The organism is Sporosarcina sp. E16_3 (genome assembly GCF_017347125.1).
In the GTDB taxonomy this organism is placed as follows: Bacteria; Bacillota; Bacilli; order Bacillales_A; family Planococcaceae; genus Sporosarcina.
Genome location: NZ_JADPRX010000030.1, coordinates 13,118 through 32,670, shown reverse-complemented (window position 1 = coordinate 32,670; position 19,553 = coordinate 13,118). Strand labels below are relative to the sequence as shown.

The window sequence follows — 19,553 nt, the reverse complement described above, 5'->3', positions numbered from 1 at the left end:
GGATGCAGTTCAATCCCTCCGAGCGGCTGGCGCCTGGAGTCTAGACACCGATCGAAGTAGGAAAAACTTATACTTTCATTCAAAAAAGGCGACTGGACTTACCAGCCGCCGTTCTTAATTGTCCTGCGGCCGAATTCATCCGCTCTATTCTCAGATTTCTTTCGTCCCTAAGTTTACTGTACGAATGTTTAGCATTGATTCTATAGGATTAAATTCAATTGTGCGGCCGCTCGAGCCACCTGTGTCTTCAGCAATAATTGGGATAGACAGTCGTTTCAATTCTTGTTTAACGGCTTCAACGTTTCGCGGACCAATGCGAATCGTGTCGCTTGAACCGAATTGAAACATTTGTGAACCACCCGCAATTTTCGCCTTCAAAGCCATCGGTCTGACACCTTCCGCCTTTAGCAATTCCATCAACGCGTAAATACCGGTATCCGCAAATTTAGCGACATTAATGCGATCCGATTTACCAAGACTGGAATCCGGAAGCATGATATGTACCATACCCGCAATTTTTTTGCGCTCATCGTAAAGCACAATTCCGACACATGAACCCAGTCCCGAGGTTCTAATTGTCATCGGTTCCTTGACGATATTCATATCCGCAATCCCTACCCGAATTACCTCATTCAAAATATCCATCTCACATTACACCTAGTGATCGGAAAATTGTAACGTAAGATGAGGGGTCCGGAAGCAGGAAAAAGTGACCGTTCACACTTGAAATTCCTTCCCCACTTTCCTCACGTATCTGCGTGTCAATAACGATGACCTCATCGCTATAATGAGATACTTCAATCAGTCCGAAACTGACGATTGCACCAACCATGTCGACACTTAATGAAGGTACTGTGGGATAAATTTTCAAGCCTGTAAAATCGGACAGTGCGGACAAGTAAGATCCCGAAAGAATATTGCCTAGTTCTTGCATTGCGGATACACCTATATCAGGTAGATTAGGGGAAGCAAAATCGAATGTCTCGTCCCCAATTAATTTTCTAATGAAGTGATTTGCTGATTTAACTGGAAGAACGAAAAACATGCTGCCAGACAAATCCCCCTCAATTCGGAGGTAGATTCCAGCAACTATTGTTTCGGCACCACCAGCAAGGTCACACATCTCATCGAAAGATACTAGTTTGACATTCGGAACATGCATATCGATTTTACGGTTAAGCAGTTGTGACAATGAAGTCGCCGCATGTGCAGCTCCAATATTCCCCACTTCTTTCAATACATCAAGATGCATATCTGTAATTGAATTGTCAGAGTTCATCTGACGTCACCCGCTTCACAGGCTCTAGAACTTTATCTAGATTCAGCATAACAAGTAGGTGTTTCCCAACTTTTGCGACACCTGATATGAAGTCTGATTCAACGGAACCGACAACTTCTGGTTGTGGTTCGATTGCATTCACCGGAATGTCGAGTACATCATTCGCAGCATCTACAATTAGCCCTACATCAAATTCGTCCAAAGTGACAATAATTATTCTTGTACTGTCATCTATCTCTTTTGATGTGAGGCCAAACCGCTCACGTAAGTCGACAATTGGTGTAACAATTCCTCTAAGGTTAATGACTCCCTTAACATAAGCTGGCGTTTTGGGAACCCGAGTAATCGAAAGCACTTTCTCGATTGACTGAACGATATCAACATTGATGGCATACTCCATATCCAACAATTGAAAAACGATTACTTTCATTTCTGTTTGATTGAGTTTGTCAGTCATATTCTTCACCCCCGCTTATTTAATCAATGCGTTGCAATCGACAATGAGTGCAACTTGTCCATTTCCAAGAATCGTTGCACCGGATATCGCAAATACACTTTGCAAATAATTCCCAAGCGATTTCAACACAATTTCCTGTTGTCCGATGAATGAATCAACAATCAGTCCGGCTAATCTTTCGCCTTTACGGACAATAACTACAGACTGATAGCCATCCAACTCACTATTTTGTTCTGGTATTTCGAAAATTTCAGTCAAATTTAATAATGGAATGATATTGCCACGGAAATCGATAACTTGTTGGTTATGCGCATTCATAATTTCAGAAGTCTGAATGATAGCCGTCTCAATGATTGATGACAACGGAATCGCAAACACTTCTTTTTTCAACTCTACTAGCATAACGGAAATGATAGATAACGTTAACGGAAGTTGTACTTGGAACAAGGAACCTTGTCCTTCTTTCGATTCAATTGACATAAACCCGCCGAGCGATTCAATGGTGTTTTTCACGACATCTAACCCTACGCCCCGTCCAGATACATCCGAAATTTTTTCAGCTGTCGAGAAACCTGACGCAAGAATGAGTTCAGCTACTTGACGGTCCGTCAGCGTTTCAGCCGTCTCTTTTGTAACGATGCCGCTTTTAATTGCTTTTGCAAGGACGCGTTCACGATTTACACCAGCTCCATCGTCTTCAAGCTCTATAAATACATGATTACCTGAATGATAAGCACGTAGTGTTACTGTACCTTCCTCAGGCTTTCCTTTTGCAACTCGCTCAGTTGGATTTTCGATGCCATGATCCAGTGCATTACGAATCAAGTGAACGAGCGGATCCCCGATTTCGTCAATAACTGTTCGATCAAGTTCGGTTTCAGCTCCAATGATTTCAAGTTCGACTTTCTTGTTAAGATCACGTGCCAACTGCCTGACCATTTTAGGAAAACGATTGAATACTGTCTCAACCGGTATCATGCGCATGTTTAAGATGATGCTCTGCAAATCACCAGATACACGCGTAATCCGTTCGACCGTTTCATTCAATTCTGGGTTATGGATTTCACTTGCGATTGATTGAAGTCTCCCCCGATCAATAATCAGCTCTTCAAACAGATTCATAAGAACATCTAGTCTATCAATATTCACCCGGATTGTTTTATTACCGGATTGCACGCCTGAGTTACGTTTTCCTTTTTTAGCTTCTGCATCGATAGTAGTAGGCGCTATCGATTCTGTCTCTTTAGTAGACTCATCATCTTCATCTGCATCGCGCATCAAATAATCAGTTTTAACAGGCATGACAGTCACATGTTCAATTTCGGACACTTTCAATACTTTAGCTTTCAAGACATCCGCATCTTCTTTTGTAATAAGTGCCACTGTAAACGTTTCGTTAAAGTCTTCATTTTCAAGCCGTTCTACTTTGGGTTCAGATTTAATGATTTCACCGGATTTTTCCAGTATTTCAAATACCATATAGACCCTTGCCGCTTTCAATAAACAATCGTCTCGTAGTTTCACATTAATCTCAAATGCGCTGAAGCCTTGCTCAAATGATTGACTAATAACAGTCATTTCGTACCCATCATACCTTAGTGAATCCTCATGACTAACTTCTTCTTCAAGTACAACAGAAGCTGCAGTTTCAGCTACTACCGCGCCACCTACTTCAATCCTATTCAATGATTCTACAAGTTTGGAAACGTCTTTTTTTCCTGTTCCACCTGAGGCGATATCCATAACCATCTCTTCAAGGTAATCGACAGCTTGCAAAACGACGTCCAAAATTTCAGTTGTCACACGAATCTTTGAATTACGGATTGCGTCCAATACATTTTCCATCATATGTGTAAGATCGGCGATGTCTTCATATCCCATTGTTGCCGACATCCCTTTCAATGTATGAGCGGACCGGAATACTTCATTTACAATGGCAAGATCTAGCGGGTTTTTCTCGAGTTCCAACAGATGCTCGTTGCATGCTTGTAGATGCTCCTTACTCTCATCTATAAACATTTCCAAGTATTGGCTTGTATCCATCGTGACGCCTCCTTTAAGACTTTATGATGCCTATGATCGATTCTGATATATCGTGTAAGTCCACGACCTCGTCAGCAAAACCAGCTTCTTTTATTGCTTTTGGCATGCCATATACAACAGATGTCTTCGCCGATTCAGCAATCGTAATTGTTTTACCGTTTTTACGTAACACTTCCATACCATTTTTTCCGTCATACCCCATGCCGGTCATAATAACGGTCAAAAAGTACAACTCCGCGTTCGCTGCAGCTGACTCAAGTAGAACATCAACGGATGGTCGATGTCCTGCACGAGGGGGATCTACCGCGTCTAGTCGGACATAATAGGCCATGCCTTTTTTTATCATTTTAAGATGTTTTCCGCCCGGTGCAATATAGGCTGTACCCTTTTCAAGTAACTCGCCATCTTCTGCTTCTTTTACTTGAATATCACAAAGTCCGTTCAGTCTATCTGCAAGAGATTTTGTAAAACCTGGTGGCATATGTTGAACAACAAGTATTGGAACACCGATTGAAGCGGGTAAACCCGTCAGTACTTCTTGCAGTGCCCGAGGCCCCCCTGTCGATGTACCTATTATAACAAATGTTTTGCCTGTTTTGGGAATCATATATTTGGACACACTTGTTAGCTGACTCAGATTAGGGAAAAAGGCGGGTATTTCAACAGCTTTATCAACCGTTTTTGAACTAATCTGCTGCGTCAACCGCCGCCCTGCATTCTTTCTTGCCAGCGTAGACAGCCGTACACCAGAAGCGGCAATGACTTTCCCCAGAATTTCTTCTTTCACCTCGTGAAGGTTCAAGGATATTGCCCCACCCGGCTTCGCGACAAAGTCAACTGCACCGTATTCCATAGCGAGTATGGTATTTTCGGCACCAATTTTAGTTGTACTTGACAACATGACAATCGGTACTGGATGGCTCGCCATAATTTCTTTTAACGCTTCGAGACCATCCATAATTGGCATTTCAATATCCATGGTCACAACGTCTGGTTTCAACGTTTGCACTTTTTCGACAGCCTCTTTACCATTGCGTGCAGTCCCTATTACTTCAATTTCCGGATGGCCCGACAGGAAGTCGGATATGAGCTTACGCATAAATGCCGAATCATCCACAACAAGCACTTTCTTGCGATTGCCTGTGCTCAAATCATCCACGCCCTTTCGCAAATATACTTCTCATTTTACCGAGGAATCCTTCTCCTTGTTTGAACCCTACTTCAGAAGTTGGACTAACAAACGACTCTGCAATTGCCATCATTCTTTGGGATATAGGAGCTTTGGGATAAAGTAGCAAAAATGGCTCCTGCGCAAGCACGGCCTTATGAACGACTGGATCTTCAGGCAGGAAACCTAGAATTTTAGTTTCTTTCCCTAGGAACTTACGCATAGCATATTGAAGTCTCGTAACAGCATCATTGCCATCATCCCCCTTTGAAACACGGTTACTGACGATGCTGAATACCTTATCGGGATCTTCCAAGCAAATAAATTTCATCATGGAGTAGGCATCAGTGATGGATGTTGGTTCAGTTGTCGAAATGACAATAATCTCATCCACAGAGACAATCAATTCAATTGAACGTTGCGTTGCCCCCGCTCCCATATCAAACAAGATAAAATCATATCTTTGTTGTAAATGTTCAAACGCTTGGATTAGCCTGTCGAACATAGCTGCCGACCATTCCATAACCCTATCCAGCCCAGACCCCCCAGAAATGAACGATAATCCTCCAGGCGCTTCATTTACCACTTCATCTATTTCTACCTTATTAAGTAAATAGTCTGTCAAACTATTCCGCGGTGCCATCCCAAGTAGAATGTGGATGTTGCCCATTCCAATGTCCATATCAATGATAATTACTTTCTTACCTTTAGCTAAAAGGGCATGGGCGAAATTTGTTGAAAAATTAGATTTCCCAACACCACCTTTACCACTGACTATAGCAATCGATTTCGACAGTTTACCTTGGGACTTCAGCATCTTGAGCCTGAGTTTTTCCGCCTGATCACGCATCATAAGCACCCTTTACTAACAATGAAATCAGTTTCATACTATCTGCATCGGTAATATCTTCCGGCACTTCCTGACCATCCGTGTAATATGCGGTTCCAATACCATAGTCCTTCATCAGATTAAACATCGGACCGATTGTGCCGGTTTCATCCATTTTAGTGAAGATGAACTTTTCAACGGAAAATGACTTGAACTGTTCAATGATTGCCCGCATGTCTTCCTCTTTAGACGTCATAGAAAGAACTAGATACGATTCCATATCAAGCGAAAAATCGATTAGACGCGTCAAATCTTCTACGTATTTAGCCTCTTTGTAATTACGACCTGCGGTATCAATAAATATTAGATCACGGTCAGCCAATTTCTCGATTGCTAGTTCGAAATCCTTGCTGTTATATGCAATTTCCACTGGAGCTTGCAACAAGTTCGCATATGTACGAAGCTGTTCAATCGCTGCAATTCGGTACGTATCAGTGGTGATAAAACCGATTTTCTTCTTTTTTTCAAGTAGTGCCCGTGCAGCAATTTTGGCAATAGTTGTGGTCTTTCCAACACCTGTTGGTCCAAGAACATTAATGAATCTTTTATTGAAAGAAATGCCCCCGAACGGTAAATCACCAATTTCCCGTTCAAGTAATTGTTTCACAATAACAAGTTGCTCTTCATTTGTGAAATCTTTTTTCTCCACTTTCATCCTATCGTAAAGATGTTCACCCAACTCAGTAATGAAATTTGCAGACAATCCCTGTTTTTCAAGATGCGTAAGTAACGGTTTCACTTCATCTGGAAAACGGGAATGGGTAGCGGCTTGCTGTATATCCTTCAACATTTTTTTCATTTCAGACATTTCTCTTTTTAAGTCTCCGGACGTATCGTCGCCTCTTTCAGCATGCAATGATATAGATGGGAGAACTGTTTCTTCTTTTCTCGAGACCGGTTCATCAAAACCCGCAACCACTTCCACAGATTTCTTTTTAAACAAACCTAAGAACCCTTTGGATTTAATGACATTTGAACTAAGGATAAGTGCATCATCACCAAAGTCCAGACGAACTTTTTTCATGGCTTCTACCATTGTTACCGCTGTATATTTTTTCATTTTCATCAGATATCCACCACCCCAACACTTTGGACTTCAATTGAAGCTTCAAGTTCATTGTATGATAATACTGGAATTTGAGGGAAATATCGTTCCGTTATTTGCCTCAAATACATGCGGATTGCTGGCGTACAAAGGACAACCGGCGATTGATCCATCAGTGCGACACGTTCTACTTCCCCTGCAATCGATTCGAGGATTTCCTGGGAATGTTGTGGGTCTAGTGATAAATAATTACCTTGTTCCGTTTGTTGGATACTATCCGCAATCATTTTCTCAACTTTGCCAGAGACGGTCAGTACTTTGAGCGATTGACCAGTCGGCGCGTACTGATTTGTAATTTGCCTTGCAAGAGCCTGTCTAACATATTCTGTTAAGACGTCGACGTCTGATGTATATTTCGAATAATCCGCAAGCGTTTCAAAGATGATTGGCAAGTTCCGTACTGAGACATGCTCGTTCAGCAACTTCGCAAGTACTTTTTGAATTTCACCAATCGATAACGGTGTAGGTGTGAGCTCGTCGACAAGTATCGGGTACGTTTCACGCACGTGATCGACCAATTGTTTTGTTTCTTGACGGCCAATCAAGTCCGCAGCATTCGCACGAATCACTTCTGTCAGATGCGTCGAAACAACACTTGGTGGATCGACAACCGTATAACCAAGAATCTCTGCATCTTCTTTGACATCTTCCGTTATCCATTTAGCCGGAAGTCCGAATGACGGCTCGATTGTATCAATACCCTCAATCGAATCGTCTCCGCCCGGACTCATTGCTAGGTAATGATCAAGAAGTAATTCCCCTCTTGCTAATTCACTTCCCTTAATCTTGATTCTATACTCATTTGGTTGTAACTGGATATTATCCCTAATACGAACAACCGGGATAACGAGACCCAGTTCAATTGCCAACTGCCTACGAATCATAACAACACGGTCGAGTAAATCCCCACCCTGCGTCGCATCTACTAGCGGAATAAGCCCATAGCCGAACTCAAATTCAATTGGGTCTACATTCAGCAAATTGACAACATTCTCCGGGCTTTTCAGACCTTCTGTTTCAACATCTTCTTCCATCTCCAGCAGTTCCTTAGGATCTTCTACGGCCTTTTTAGACATTAGATAGGCCCCGGCTGCCAGTGCAATCGCAACCGGAATTGTAAGTATGTCGTTAATAGGTGTAGCAAGCCCGAGTAAAAATACTGTTGCAGCTGCGACGTAAAGTAATTTGGCTTGTCCAAAGAGCTGGCTGATAATATCGGTACCTAGATTGCCCTTAGACGCGGCACGTGTGACGACAATACCTGTTGCAGTTGAAATAAGCAGCGCTGGTATTTGTGAAACAATACCATCACCGACTGTCAATTGTGAAAAGAGCAAAGCGGCTTCCGCGAATGGTAGCCCCATTTGAACTACCCCAATGATCATCCCAACAAGCAGGTTGATAATGACGATAATGATACCGGCGATTGCGTCTCCTTTAACGAACTTTGTTGCCCCGTCCATGGCTCCGTAAAAGTCGGCTTCATTACTGACTTTTTCACGTCTCATACGCGCTTCCGTTTCAGAAATCATACCGGCGTTCAAGTCAGCATCGATACTCATCTGTTTCCCTGGCATTGCATCAAGCGTGAAACGGGCTGCTACTTCAGATACCCGCTCCGCACCTTTTGTAATGACGATAAACTGAATAATGACAAGGATAACGAAGATAACGAGACCGACGACGATATTTCCTCCCGTAACAAAGGTACCGAACGTTTCAACAACTCCACCCGCATCTCCGTTTGACAAAATTGCCCGAGTCGTTGAAACGTTAAGGCCCAAACGGAAAAGTGTAAGCAAAAGTAATAAGGTAGGAAAAATTGAAAACTGTAACGCTTCCTGCATGTTCATGGCTGTTAAAAGAACTAAAAGTCCAAGTGTAATATTTATAATTATCAAGAAACTCAAAAGCCATGGTGGAAGCGGGATGACAAGCATCGCAACAATCATAATTACCGCCGCGAGTACTCCTATATCTCTGAATTTCATGTCATCCCTACTTTCTAGTATTTAATCAAACACGCCTCGGAGTGTTTGCGTCCAGATTTTAAAATTGAGCTTGTGCCTGCAGGACGCAGGTATGCAGCCTTTGCCGCAGGATGCGGCGAACTTAGGTTGCCTTTTCACTCCTTTCAAAATCTGTGACATCAGCTGGCCGACTAAAGGAGCCGCGTCCTGCGACAACGTCGGCACTAGTACGTCCTGTACGTCGGAGGCATTTGGTCAACAGGAGGAAGGATTGAACTACATCCTTCCTCCTGTTGACCAAATCAAATTTTACGTTGAATTCTGTATACATACGCAAGTATCTCAGCTATCGCCTTGAAGAACTCTTCAGGAATCCTTCCACCAATTTCAACATCGTCGTAAAGCGCTCTCGCGAGTGGTCGATTTTCTACCATGGCAATGTTATTTTCTGTGGCAATCAATTTAATCTTTTGAGCGACGAAATCGACACCTTTTGCGACAACGATGGGCGCATCCATATCCCCGTCCTTATACTTCAGTGCAATCGCATAATGGGTCGGGTTCGTAATAACGACATCAGCGTTAGGAACTTCCTGCATCATACGTCGCATCGCCATTTCACGTTGTTGCTGCTTAATCTTGGATTTTATAAGCGGATCCCCTTCGGAGTTTTTATATTCATCCTTAATATCCTGTTTGGACATCCGAAGATTTTTTTCATAGTCATATTTTTGATACATAAAGTCTAGAATGGATATGAATAACAGGACAAACGCTGCTGTTATTCCCATTAATGCGGCAAGTTGCCCAATCGTCGTTAATACGTCCCAAGGGCTTTTAAATGCCAGCCCTAGTACTTTATCAATATTCGCCATAAGAATAAGCGTAGTAGTTGTTCCAATAAATGAAATTTTCAATATGGACTTCATCAATTCAATAATGGCACGGATCGAAAAAATCCGCTTTAGCCCTTTGATTGGATCTATTTTCTTCAAATCCATCTTCAGCGGTTCAGCGGTAAGAAGCAAACCGAATTGAAATATATTCCCAGCCACTCCTGCAACAACCGCAATTAGCATGACAGGCAATAGAAGAAATGCCATTTGAATTAAGACATCTCCATAAATGAGCATTGCCTGATCCTCATCTAGATTGGATATAGGAAGATATTCAGTGAATGCCTGATGGAAAAACATGAAAAAGCGGTCCCTCATAAATCCTGCAGCAAAAAACAGGAAAAGGAACACGGATAGTAGCAGGATTGCACTTGTAACGTCCTGACTTTTTAATACCTGGCCTTTTTTTCGGGAATCTTGACGTTTTTTCTGAGTGGCTTTTTCGGTCTTTTCCCCTGCGAAGAATTGCAGATCAAGCCGCAACATCATACTAGCCACCTCCAAGAATTAACATCAAGTCCCTCATACTGATCATCATCACTTCAAACAATTTCTTCATCATTTGGACCATAACACCCATCATAATAAACAGAACGACGAAACTAACCCCAATCTTGATTGGGAATCCTATAACGAAAATATTTAATTGTGGCACTGCTCTTGCAGTGATTCCAAGTGCTATATCGACAAGGAATAATGTTGCAACAATTGGAATAGACATTTGGAAAGCAATTGCGAATGAGGTTGCAAAAGTCCGAATGACGAAATCGACTACCCCTTCTTTTCCAAAGGCCGGCCACAGTTGGTCCGCCGGGAGAAATTGATAGCTATAAAAAATACCATCTAAAAGCATATGATGGCCGTTTAGTGCTAGTAACAACAGGATGGCCAACGAGTTAAAGAATTGACCAAGAAGTGGAGATTGTGCTCCAGTCTGCGGATCAATTACGTTCGCAATCGCAAAACCCATTTGAAAATCGATAAAACCACCGGCAACTTGAATAGCAGACATAACGATGAATGCGATGATGCCAATGAATAATCCAGTCATGGCCTCTTTTACAACTAACAAGAGGTATGCCCCATCAATCTCCAGCACAGGCATGTCGACTGTATAGACCATTGCCCACGCTAGCAAAGCACCAAAAATGATACGTTGGGTAGCCGGTATCGCACGGTAGGAAAATAGTGGAAGTGTGACAAAAAAAGCAGTGACTCGGGTCAGTATAAGTAAGTATGCGGCTAATGAAGGTACTAATTCTTCCATTTAATCACCCGACATACCGTCCAAGATTTTCAAAAATATCTGCTGCATACGTTGTGACTCTTGCTAGCATCCAGGGGCCGAAAATGACAATTCCAACTAAAACAGAAACAATTTTAGGCACGAATGCTAGTGTTTGTTCCTGAATCTGTGTAGTTGCCTGGAAAATACTAACGGACAGCCCTGTCACAAGTGCAAGGATAAGGAGAGGGCCTGAAGTCAAAAGAATGACCCAGATGGCACGCTCAGCTATCTCTATGACTAATTCTTGCGTCATTCAAAACCCCTCCTAAAAACTTTGCAACAATGATTTGATAATGAGATACCAACCATCCACAAGGACGAACAGCAATATTTTAAACGGCAACGAAATCATAACTGGCGGTAACATCATCATTCCCATTGACATAAGGATACTTGCTACAATCATGTCAATAACTAAAAATGGAATGAAAATCATGAAGCCCATTTGGAATGCCGTTTTAATTTCACTCAGTGCGAATGCAGGGACTAACATTGTCAGTGAAATGTCTTCTAGTGATTCAGGTCGATCTGCTTTATTGTAGCGAAGGAATAACTCCAAATCCTTTTGTCTTGTATGTTTACTCATGAACTCTTTGAACGGGATACTTGCCTGTTCATATGCTTCGTCAAGTGAAATCTCATCGGCAAATAATGGTGTTAGAGCCTTATCATTCACTTGCTGAAACGTTGGAGCCATAATGAAAAATGTTAAAAAGAGTGCTAGACCGACAAGTACTTGGTTGGGAGGCATCTGCTGTGTTGCAAGTGCAGTTCTGACGAATGACAGAACTATGATAATCCTCGCAAAAGATGTCATTAAAATTAGAATAGCTGGAGCAAGGGACAAGACAGTCAGAAGCAACATCATTTTGATAGATGTTGATACATTTGTTGGATCACTATCTGAGAAAAACTGAGCAAAATCATTCATCTCGGTTGCGCTCCTTTTCTGTCAACCGGCTGATATGCCGTTTTCTCTCTTCTTTCATCTCCTCAAGCTTTGATTGAAATATATTACCGAAGTCAGGTGACTCTTGCGTTGTCACATTCGAGGCACTTTTCGGTTTTCCTGTTACTTTAGCAAGAATCCGATTGAGCATCCCATCTGTTAACTCTGAACTACCACCCTCGTAGAATTCAACTAGTTTATCGACTTCATTGGGATCCGTAATCTCTTTTAACAGGCGGATATCGTTTCCAACCCCGATAACGTAATAGGACTCACCTATTAAGACCAATTGTATCGATTTATGCTGACCGAGCGAAATACCACCCATGTTTTTCATAAGTCGATTTTTATCGTAGAGCTTATTTTTCCGATTAACGAACTTCAATAGACCGAATAATAACCCTAGGACGAACACTAAAGCGAATAACGTTTTTATGTAGTCCCCCGCAGAGGAACCGACGCCCGCCTTATCCGTAGTCAGGTCATCAGCAGGAGGCGGTGTTAACTTGCCCTCATCGGTGTCGGTACTGGTACCCTTTTCCGGGTCTTTGTTAAACATATCGGACACCGGTTTATTCGGATCCACGTCGGTGTCTGCGTGAACGGATGCGTATGGCAATTGGGCTACTATGAAGATGATTAGAATGAACGCTGACAAGTACTTTAGTACAATCGTTGATTTCATCCTTCGATTATCCTAATGCTTTTTCGATTGCTTCAACAACTCGATCTGCCTGGAATGGTTTAACGATAAAGTCTTTTGCACCAGCTTGAATTGCATCGATTACCATAGCCTGCTGCCCCATTGCTGAACACATGATGATCTTCGCCGAAGGGTCTTTTTCTTTAATCGCTTTTAAAGCTGCAATACCATCCATTTCTGGCATTGTAATGTCCATTGTGACAAGATCAGGTTTTAAATCGAAATACTTTTCAATAGCTTGTACACCATCTGCCGCCTCGCCAACCACTTCGAAATTGTTCTTTGTCAAAATATCTTTAATCATCATTCGCATGAAAGCTGCATCGTCTACTATTAATATACGTCTACTCATTGTCATTACCCCCGTTAAGTTATCTTAAATTATTTACACGTTCTGCTTGGCTCAAAATATCTGTAATTCGTACTCCGAAGTTTTCGTCGATAACAACAACTTCTCCTTTTGCGATATGGCGGTTATTTACTAATATATCAACCGGTTCTCCCGCAAGTTTGTCCAGTTCAATAATGGAACCACTCGACATTTCCAAGATTTCCTTAACCGAACGCTTTGTTCTTCCAAGTTCGACCGTTACTTGTAAAGGAATATCAAGGAGCATATTCAAGTTATTGGATTCAGACTTATTCAAAGATGGGCTGTCAAAGCTTGCAAACTGTGCTTGCTGAACTTGTACCTGCGGTTGTTGCGGACGCATTTGCATCTGTTGTTGTGGTGCTGACTGTCCGTATTGCTCGTCATAAGCTGGTTGCTGCATCCCTTGTCCATAACCATTTTGTTCGTACGACTGTTGTTGCACTTGTTGTTGCTGTGCTGGCTGGTGGACTGGAGTGGATTGCTGTTCTGTTGGTCGAGTCATCTCGAAAACTGCCACAGTTTCCTCTTCCGCGTCGCCACCCATGAGAGAGGCAACTAATTTCTTGCCGAATCCTAGTGGTAGTAATTGCATAATGTTTGAATCGATCAGGTCGCCTACTTTAAGCGCAAAGGATACTTTTATCAATAAGTCATCTTTCGGAATAAGATCCCGGCCTTTATCAACAAGGACATCCATCAAATTGATTGTTGGTGGTGAAATATCGACTTTTTTATTGAACAAAGTCGACATTGAAGTAGCCGCGGAACCCATCATTTGGTTCATAGCTTCTTGGACAGCACTTAGATGAATTTCACCAAGGTCCATATTCGGATTTAAACCATCTCCGCCCAACATCAGATCCGCAATTATAGCCGCATCACTTTGTTTTATAACGAGTAAGTTCATGCCGCTAAGACCTACTGTATAGTCTACCTTAATGGCAACGTATGGATGAATGAATTCATCTTCCAAAGCTCCCTTATCGACAACCGAAATAGTAGGTGTCGTTATGTCGACTTTTTGTCCCAGCAATGCCGATAATGCTGTTGCTGAACTGCCGAAAGAGATATTACCAATTTCACCAAGCGCGTCTTTCTCCATATCATCCAAGTAATCTGCAGTTACTATTTCTATCGCGCTAGACTTCTTAGGCTCATCGCTTGACAATGGATCCCCACGTAATAATGCTTCAATTTCTTCCTGTGAAAGGATATTATCACTCATCATCTTCATCCACTCCGATCTTTGTATCAATTATCTGAACAGCCATCTGGTTTTTCAAATGCCCCGGCTGTGCGGTGAATTTCGGTATATCACCGATTTTTATGACGAGTGGATCGTCAATTTTACGATTTAACTTTACAACATCCCCCACTTGAAGGTAAAGGAAATCTTCAATCGTCATTTCTGCATTACCTAGCTCGGCGATGATAGACAAAGGAGCCTGTTTCAATCGTTTTTCAAGAACCACAGTTTGCTCTACTGTCGGTTCCTTCTTGTTGGTTTGCATCCAATAGCGTACCGACAAATTAGGTACGACTGGTTCAAGAACCACGTGTGGAATACAGATATTGATCATTCCACTTGATTCTCCGATGATAAGATTGAACGAGATAACAACGACTGTTTCATTCGGCGATATCATTTGAAGGAACTGTGGATTGACTTCAATCTCCGTCAGGAATGGATCGATATCGATGATCCCTGACCATGCTTCGCGTAAATTATCAAAAGAACGTTCGAATAAATTCGTCATGATTTTCAATTCAATTTCAGTTAAGTTATCAACTTTCCCCGGACTTTCTCCAACTCCACCCATCATGCGATCGAGCATCGTATAAGCTATGTTCGGGTTCACTTCCATTAGGATATTGCCGTCTAGCGGTGGAACTTCAAAAATATTAATTAAGGTCATATTGGGAATAGAACGAATAAATTCTTCGAAAGGAATCTGATCGACCGATGCAACATTGATTTGGACATACGTTCTCAACTGTGCTGAAAAATACGTCGTTAATAGCCTCGCAAAGTTCTCGTGAATCCTGGTCAAACTGCGAATCTGGTCTTTGGAAAATCGGAGTGCACGTTTAAAATCATACACTTTTACTTTCCTAGTCTCATCTTCCTTTTTCATGTCTTCAGCAGACATTTCCCCTGTTGAAATCGCAGACAATAATGCGTCGATCTCACTTTGGGATAATATATCCCCGGCCATATGGTCACCTCCCGCTATCTGACTCTAGTTCAACTACTTGATTATATAGGTTGTAATAAAGAATTCCATTGAATTCGCTGCGACGCTAGGGGACATCTTTGCTATTTACATAGTTATTCATACATTCAACTAAACTAGTTATTGAATAATGTAAGATACGATATAGACTTTTTGAACTTCCCCATTTTGCATAAGCGGGTTGAGTTGTCCGATCAAGACATCCTCGAAAGCCTTTTTACCAGCTTTTCCTTCAAGGTCTTTCGACGTCATCTCGGATAGTTCTTGGATAATAATATTTTTCACTTGGAAATCCCTTTTTGCAAGTTCTTCTCCAGCTAACTTATTATCTGTCTGGATTTTCAAGGTAAGTCGGACAAATTGTCGGTCGCCAAGATTCGTCGTAATTTCGCCGATATCAACCGAGGATTCAATAATCTCATCAATTGTTGGCTCTTTTGCATCGCCGCCTTTATCCAGTTGCATAACGAGAATGAGTCCAACTACGCCGAATAGGGTAATACAAACTAGTATGATAAGGGATACCGTCATTACTTTATTCTTCATCTTCTACACCTCGTATATGCGGATTTGATAATAACTGGACCGCCTTATAAAATTCGATGATGCGGCTGTTAACCTCTTCGGCGGTATCAAAGACTACATACTTCGTTCCTGTCGTTAGGGTAATCGTTGTATCAGGAAATGACTCGACTTTCTCAATGTACAGCGCGTTCAATGTAAACTCGGTTTTGTTTAGACGCGTAACTCGTATCATATGTAAGGGGCCGGGCACAGAGCCGGCCCGACCCTCCTTTTCTAGTGAAGCTATGTTTGGGGTGCCAGATACTGACACCCCATGTTTGTTTCCGGGTTAAAGAAATTATCGTTTCAAGTTAACAAGTTCTTGTAAAATCTCATCAGATGTTGTGATTATACGCGTGTTTGCTTGGAAACCGCGTTGTGCTACAATCATTTCCGTAAATTCTTCAGCTAGGTCAACGTTGGACATTTCTAGGAATCCGGATTCGACCTTGCCTATTCCTTGTGCTGTTGGTTCACCATATACTGCTCCACCCGAGTTAGGTGAAACTTGATACTTGTTACCACCTACTTTTTCAAGACCGCCCGGATTTGGGAATTTGGCCATTACGAGGGTACCCGCATACTTTAAAACTCCCTCACTATCAACAAAAGTTACTTTACCATCTTGAGCGATACTCATACTTTGCGCTGTTGTAGGGATACTAATTCGTGAAAGTGCGTCCCTTGTAGCATCTGGAGTAGTTGGATCGATTGGCGTAACAGTAGCTATATCCGCATCCTCATATATATCAGGGGTAGCCGGATCAACCGGAACTGTAACTTCAACTCCGTCAACACCAACTAAAAGCTGCCCCTCTCCATTCACAAGATACCCCAAATTATCCATATAGAAGTTACCCGCTCTTGTATATTGAATGTTTTCCACTTCACCATCATTTATCTGTCCTACCTGGAAAAATCCATCCCCTGCAACTGCAAGGTCTAATGTATTTCCCGTAAATTGTGTAGACCCACCAGTATGAATTGTATCAATTGCCGCAATTTGCGATCCAAGTCCAACTTGTTTCGCGTTAACCCCACCACGTACATCTCCAGATGCTGAAGCACCTGCCACTGTTTGTGAAATCAAATCTTTAAAAATCGTACGGCCTTTTTTAAATCCGTACGTATTAACGTTGGCGATATTGTTACCAATTACATCTAGCTTTGTTTGGAAGTTTCGTAGACCTGAAATTCCCGAATACATTGAGCGTAACATTTATATTTTTCCCCTCTCGATTTTAAAATGTGTAGCCGCCTCTATCAGTTAGCGGCTGATGGCATCCATATAGGTCCTGCCGATTTTTAACTAAGCACAATTGTTCCGTCAATATTTGTGAATAATTGGTCTTTTGCTTCCATACGATCCATTGCCGTAATGACGGTTGAGTTCTTCGCACTTACAATGAGTGCTGCCTGGTTCATCAGTACTAGCGATTCTTTGATTCCCTTTAACTTCGCCTCGTTCACCTTTTCAGTGACATGCTCCCACTCCGCATCCGATATATGGATGTTTCGTTCTGCCAAACGTTCTGATGCGTGTTTGCTTATTTTTAATTCGGCAGGCTGCACCGCATTGTTTAGATGTTCAAGAAATGATTGCTTCGGGCTTTGTCCGATTTTCGGCGATTTGCCTGGATGGATAACTGGTTGTCCTGAGATACGATGAAGATTTAATTTATCCATATCATCACTTCACTGTCGCTTCTTCGCTAATCGAGGTGAAATTTTTACCGTCAATTCGAGAACCGTTATCCAAAATGTATTGCAGTTTCCCATCTTTATTTGATACGGATACTACTTTACCTTCCTTCTCTTCCTCAGCGTCTTTGTAGCCGACAAACTTACCGATTAGCATACTTGCTTCAACGAGACTGTTAGTTCCGCCTGAGCCAGACATCACTTCTGAGATATTTCCTGGTGTTAATTCTTTGCCGTTATCCATAATGAATTTGACAGAACCATTGTCATACTTCACGGACACAATACGATTGGTCCCTTCATCGACGAGAGGTTTTCCATCTTCCCCAACAACCGGCGTGCCTTTATCATCTACCCTTAATTCATGCCAACGGACATCTTTTCCGGCAAAACTGTTGTACTGAATGAGTTGTAATTGACTTTGTGCTTCCGCGAACTTTTCAAAGGATTTCGATAAGTTCATCGTCTGTTCAAGCGCTGAAAACTGAGCCATTTGGGCGATAAACTCGTTATCTTTCATCGGATTTGTTGGGTCTTGGTTTTGTAATTGGGCGATGAGTAATTTCATGAAATCATCTTTACCCATAACTCCGTCACCGGTTTTACGATCATCCCGCTGCTTATTAATTAAATAATCCGATCCCGAAATAGATTTTTGTCCTGCTATCGTCATTCGTTACACTCCCAAATCAATCATATATTCTTGGAACGTCATTTCTTCTTCGTCATTTTGTTCCTGTTTCCCATCTGTTTCTTGGCCTTCTTTTCTGAAGTGTTGATTAAAGGCCTGGTCACGATCATTTTTCGCTGTATCTTGTAATGTTTGAGAAACGTCGATTCGTTCTACTTGCAGATTTTGTTGGAGGAATGCGCTTCTAAGCTGATGCAACTGACTATCGAGCATCTCTTTACCGAGTGCAGTGGATGCCAGAATTCGTGCCGTCATGATGCCATTCACCTGCAGCAATTCAATTCGAACTTGCCCCAGATGTTCTGGATACAGTTTGATTAGGAGACGATTTGTTCCGTCAGTTTGACCGAAATTCGAACGTTTAAAAATAGTTTGCATTTCTTTCATCAAGGCTTCATTTCGTGCGTTATTGCGATTTTCTACTTCAGTAAGTGTAAGTTCACCTTTAGCTGTTACCACAGTACCAAATGCGCTACTGGCAACTTGTTGCAATGCATCTTTGGAAGTTCCATCATCCGTCATTGTTCGCCCTGCTTCTACTGGAATAACAAATTGGACTACGTTTTTCGACTCCATCAATTGTACCATGCCATTCTTCGCAGAACTGCTGGAATTAAGTACATATTCGAAACGTTCACTTGCCGTTGCAAGGTAGCCTTGCAGCGTGAAAACTTGCTGTTCTTGTTTCATCAATAAATCGGTTTTTGGCGCGACAAGTTCCGCTGTTTTTAGCAACATCAACAATTCAACCGCCTGCTGTTTCGGTATTCCACCTTTTCCTTCAAGCGCATCTGTCAATTTAGCGAAAAACTGAGATGCCACGTTGTCAATGGTATTCAACACAGTCCAAAAGTCATACATATTAGACACTGCCAACAGTCCCTTTTCATCAAGACCTGCTTGTTCCAATAGTTGAAGCAAGCTTTCAATCAGTTGTTTTGGTTCAAGATTAAGTAGACTTGCAAGCTCTTCAAGATTGGAAATTGAGTCTAGTTTACTTTCGCCATCTTTTAATTCTTCAATAGAAGTTGCATTAAAAATTGCCATTATCGATTCATCGTTTATCCCGCTGACAATCTGTTCCTTTACGGGAGCGACAGTTAGTGGGCCATTTCCAGCGATATTGCTAAAAACTGATCCAAATGAATTTGTTGCCCGCTGACCTGACGGCACATTATTCGACGAAGTTTTCACACTTTTCCCAGCAATTGCTTGCAATGATGCGATGTTCACTAGTTCACCT

At 42.0% G+C, this 19,553-nt stretch carries 22 protein-coding genes; all 22 read right to left on the bottom strand.

The features are described 5' to 3' along the window. Positions 1-150 precede the first annotated feature (150 nt). Positions 151-645 (bottom strand): chemotaxis protein CheD, encoded by a 495-nt coding sequence (locus I2483_RS15415; RefSeq protein WP_207277996.1) that lies wholly within the window; start codon positions 643-645, stop codon positions 151-153. Position 646: 1 nt separating this feature from the next. Continuing rightward, positions 647-1,279 (bottom strand): chemotaxis protein CheC, encoded by a 633-nt coding sequence (locus I2483_RS15410; protein WP_207277995.1) that lies wholly within the window; start codon positions 1,277-1,279, stop codon positions 647-649. Further along, positions 1,269-1,736 carry a chemotaxis protein CheW gene (locus tag I2483_RS15405; protein ID WP_207277994.1) on the bottom strand — a complete coding sequence of 156 codons (468 nt, stop codon included), beginning with the start codon at positions 1,734-1,736 and terminating at the stop codon, positions 1,269-1,271. Before I2483_RS15405 ends, I2483_RS15410 begins: the two co-directional genes overlap by 11 nt. Positions 1,737-1,751: 15 nt before the next feature. Further along, complete coding sequence (locus tag I2483_RS15400) at positions 1,752-3,779, bottom strand: chemotaxis protein CheA (RefSeq protein WP_207277993.1); 2,028 nt, start codon at positions 3,777-3,779, stop codon at positions 1,752-1,754. Between the two features lie 13 nt (positions 3,780-3,792). Next, positions 3,793-4,929, bottom strand: coding sequence for a protein-glutamate methylesterase/protein-glutamine glutaminase (locus tag I2483_RS15395; RefSeq protein ID WP_207277992.1), 1,137 nt, complete (start codon positions 4,927-4,929; stop codon positions 3,793-3,795). 1 nt (position 4,930) lies between these two features. After that, positions 4,931-5,797: a MinD/ParA family protein gene (locus tag I2483_RS15390; RefSeq protein ID WP_207277991.1), complete on the bottom strand. Its 867-nt coding sequence runs from the start codon at positions 5,795-5,797 to the stop codon at positions 4,931-4,933. Then, positions 5,790-6,902: a flagellar biosynthesis GTPase FlhF gene (flhF, locus tag I2483_RS15385; protein ID WP_207277990.1), complete on the bottom strand. Its 1,113-nt coding sequence runs from the start codon at positions 6,900-6,902 to the stop codon at positions 5,790-5,792. The genes I2483_RS15390 and flhF overlap by 8 nt, the downstream gene beginning before the upstream one ends. Further along, on the bottom strand, positions 6,902-8,932 hold the full coding sequence (gene flhA / locus I2483_RS15380) for a flagellar biosynthesis protein FlhA (RefSeq protein ID WP_207277989.1): 2,031 nt from the start codon (positions 8,930-8,932) through the stop codon (positions 6,902-6,904). The genes flhF and flhA overlap by 1 nt, the downstream gene beginning before the upstream one ends. Positions 8,933-9,213: 281 nt before the next feature. Then, complete coding sequence (gene flhB / locus I2483_RS15375; protein WP_207277988.1) at positions 9,214-10,296, bottom strand: flagellar biosynthesis protein FlhB; 1,083 nt, start codon at positions 10,294-10,296, stop codon at positions 9,214-9,216. Between the two features lies 1 nt (position 10,297). After that, positions 10,298-11,074 (bottom strand): flagellar biosynthetic protein FliR, encoded by a 777-nt coding sequence (gene fliR / locus I2483_RS15370; protein WP_207277987.1) that lies wholly within the window; start codon positions 11,072-11,074, stop codon positions 10,298-10,300. Between the two features lie 4 nt (positions 11,075-11,078). Further along, positions 11,079-11,348 (bottom strand): flagellar biosynthesis protein FliQ, encoded by a 270-nt coding sequence (gene fliQ / locus I2483_RS15365; protein ID WP_207277986.1) that lies wholly within the window; start codon positions 11,346-11,348, stop codon positions 11,079-11,081. Positions 11,349-11,360: 12 nt separating this feature from the next. Further along, positions 11,361-12,026: a flagellar type III secretion system pore protein FliP gene (gene fliP / locus I2483_RS15360; protein WP_186671231.1), complete on the bottom strand. Its 666-nt coding sequence runs from the start codon at positions 12,024-12,026 to the stop codon at positions 11,361-11,363. Continuing rightward, positions 12,019-12,729 carry a flagellar biosynthetic protein FliO gene (locus I2483_RS15355; protein ID WP_207277985.1) on the bottom strand — a complete coding sequence of 237 codons (711 nt, stop codon included), beginning with the start codon at positions 12,727-12,729 and terminating at the stop codon, positions 12,019-12,021. Before I2483_RS15355 ends, fliP begins: the two co-directional genes overlap by 8 nt. Positions 12,730-12,736: 7 nt before the next feature. Beyond that, entirely contained in the window at positions 12,737-13,099 is a 363-nt protein-coding gene (locus I2483_RS15350; RefSeq protein WP_186671233.1) for a response regulator, read from the bottom strand. Between the two features lie 19 nt (positions 13,100-13,118). Continuing rightward, positions 13,119-14,345: a flagellar motor switch phosphatase FliY gene (gene fliY, locus I2483_RS15345; RefSeq protein WP_207278009.1), complete on the bottom strand. Its 1,227-nt coding sequence runs from the start codon at positions 14,343-14,345 to the stop codon at positions 13,119-13,121. Next, entirely contained in the window at positions 14,338-15,336 is a 999-nt protein-coding gene (gene fliM / locus I2483_RS15340; RefSeq protein WP_207277984.1) for a flagellar motor switch protein FliM, read from the bottom strand. The genes fliY and fliM overlap by 8 nt, the downstream gene beginning before the upstream one ends. Positions 15,337-15,474: 138 nt before the next feature. Further along, on the bottom strand, positions 15,475-15,900 hold the full coding sequence (fliL, locus tag I2483_RS15335) for a flagellar basal body-associated protein FliL (protein ID WP_207277983.1): 426 nt from the start codon (positions 15,898-15,900) through the stop codon (positions 15,475-15,477). Then, positions 15,890-16,111, bottom strand: a complete 222-nt coding sequence (locus tag I2483_RS15330; RefSeq protein WP_186671338.1) for a flagellar FlbD family protein — start codon at positions 16,109-16,111, stop codon at positions 15,890-15,892. The genes fliL and I2483_RS15330 overlap by 11 nt, the downstream gene beginning before the upstream one ends. A 105-nt stretch (positions 16,112-16,216) precedes the next feature. Then, positions 16,217-17,137 carry a flagellar hook-basal body complex protein gene (locus tag I2483_RS15325; RefSeq protein ID WP_207277982.1) on the bottom strand — a complete coding sequence of 307 codons (921 nt, stop codon included), beginning with the start codon at positions 17,135-17,137 and terminating at the stop codon, positions 16,217-16,219. An 86-nt stretch (positions 17,138-17,223) separates the two neighbouring features. Continuing rightward, on the bottom strand, positions 17,224-17,604 hold the full coding sequence (locus I2483_RS15320; protein WP_207277981.1) for a TIGR02530 family flagellar biosynthesis protein: 381 nt from the start codon (positions 17,602-17,604) through the stop codon (positions 17,224-17,226). Positions 17,605-17,608: 4 nt separating this feature from the next. Beyond that, complete coding sequence (flgD, locus tag I2483_RS15315; RefSeq protein WP_207277980.1) at positions 17,609-18,292, bottom strand: flagellar hook assembly protein FlgD; 684 nt, start codon at positions 18,290-18,292, stop codon at positions 17,609-17,611. A gap of 3 nt (positions 18,293-18,295) precedes the next feature. Further along, on the bottom strand, positions 18,296-19,543 hold the full coding sequence (locus I2483_RS19705) for a flagellar hook-length control protein FliK (protein ID WP_207277979.1): 1,248 nt from the start codon (positions 19,541-19,543) through the stop codon (positions 18,296-18,298). Between the last annotated feature and the right edge of the window lie 10 nt (positions 19,544-19,553).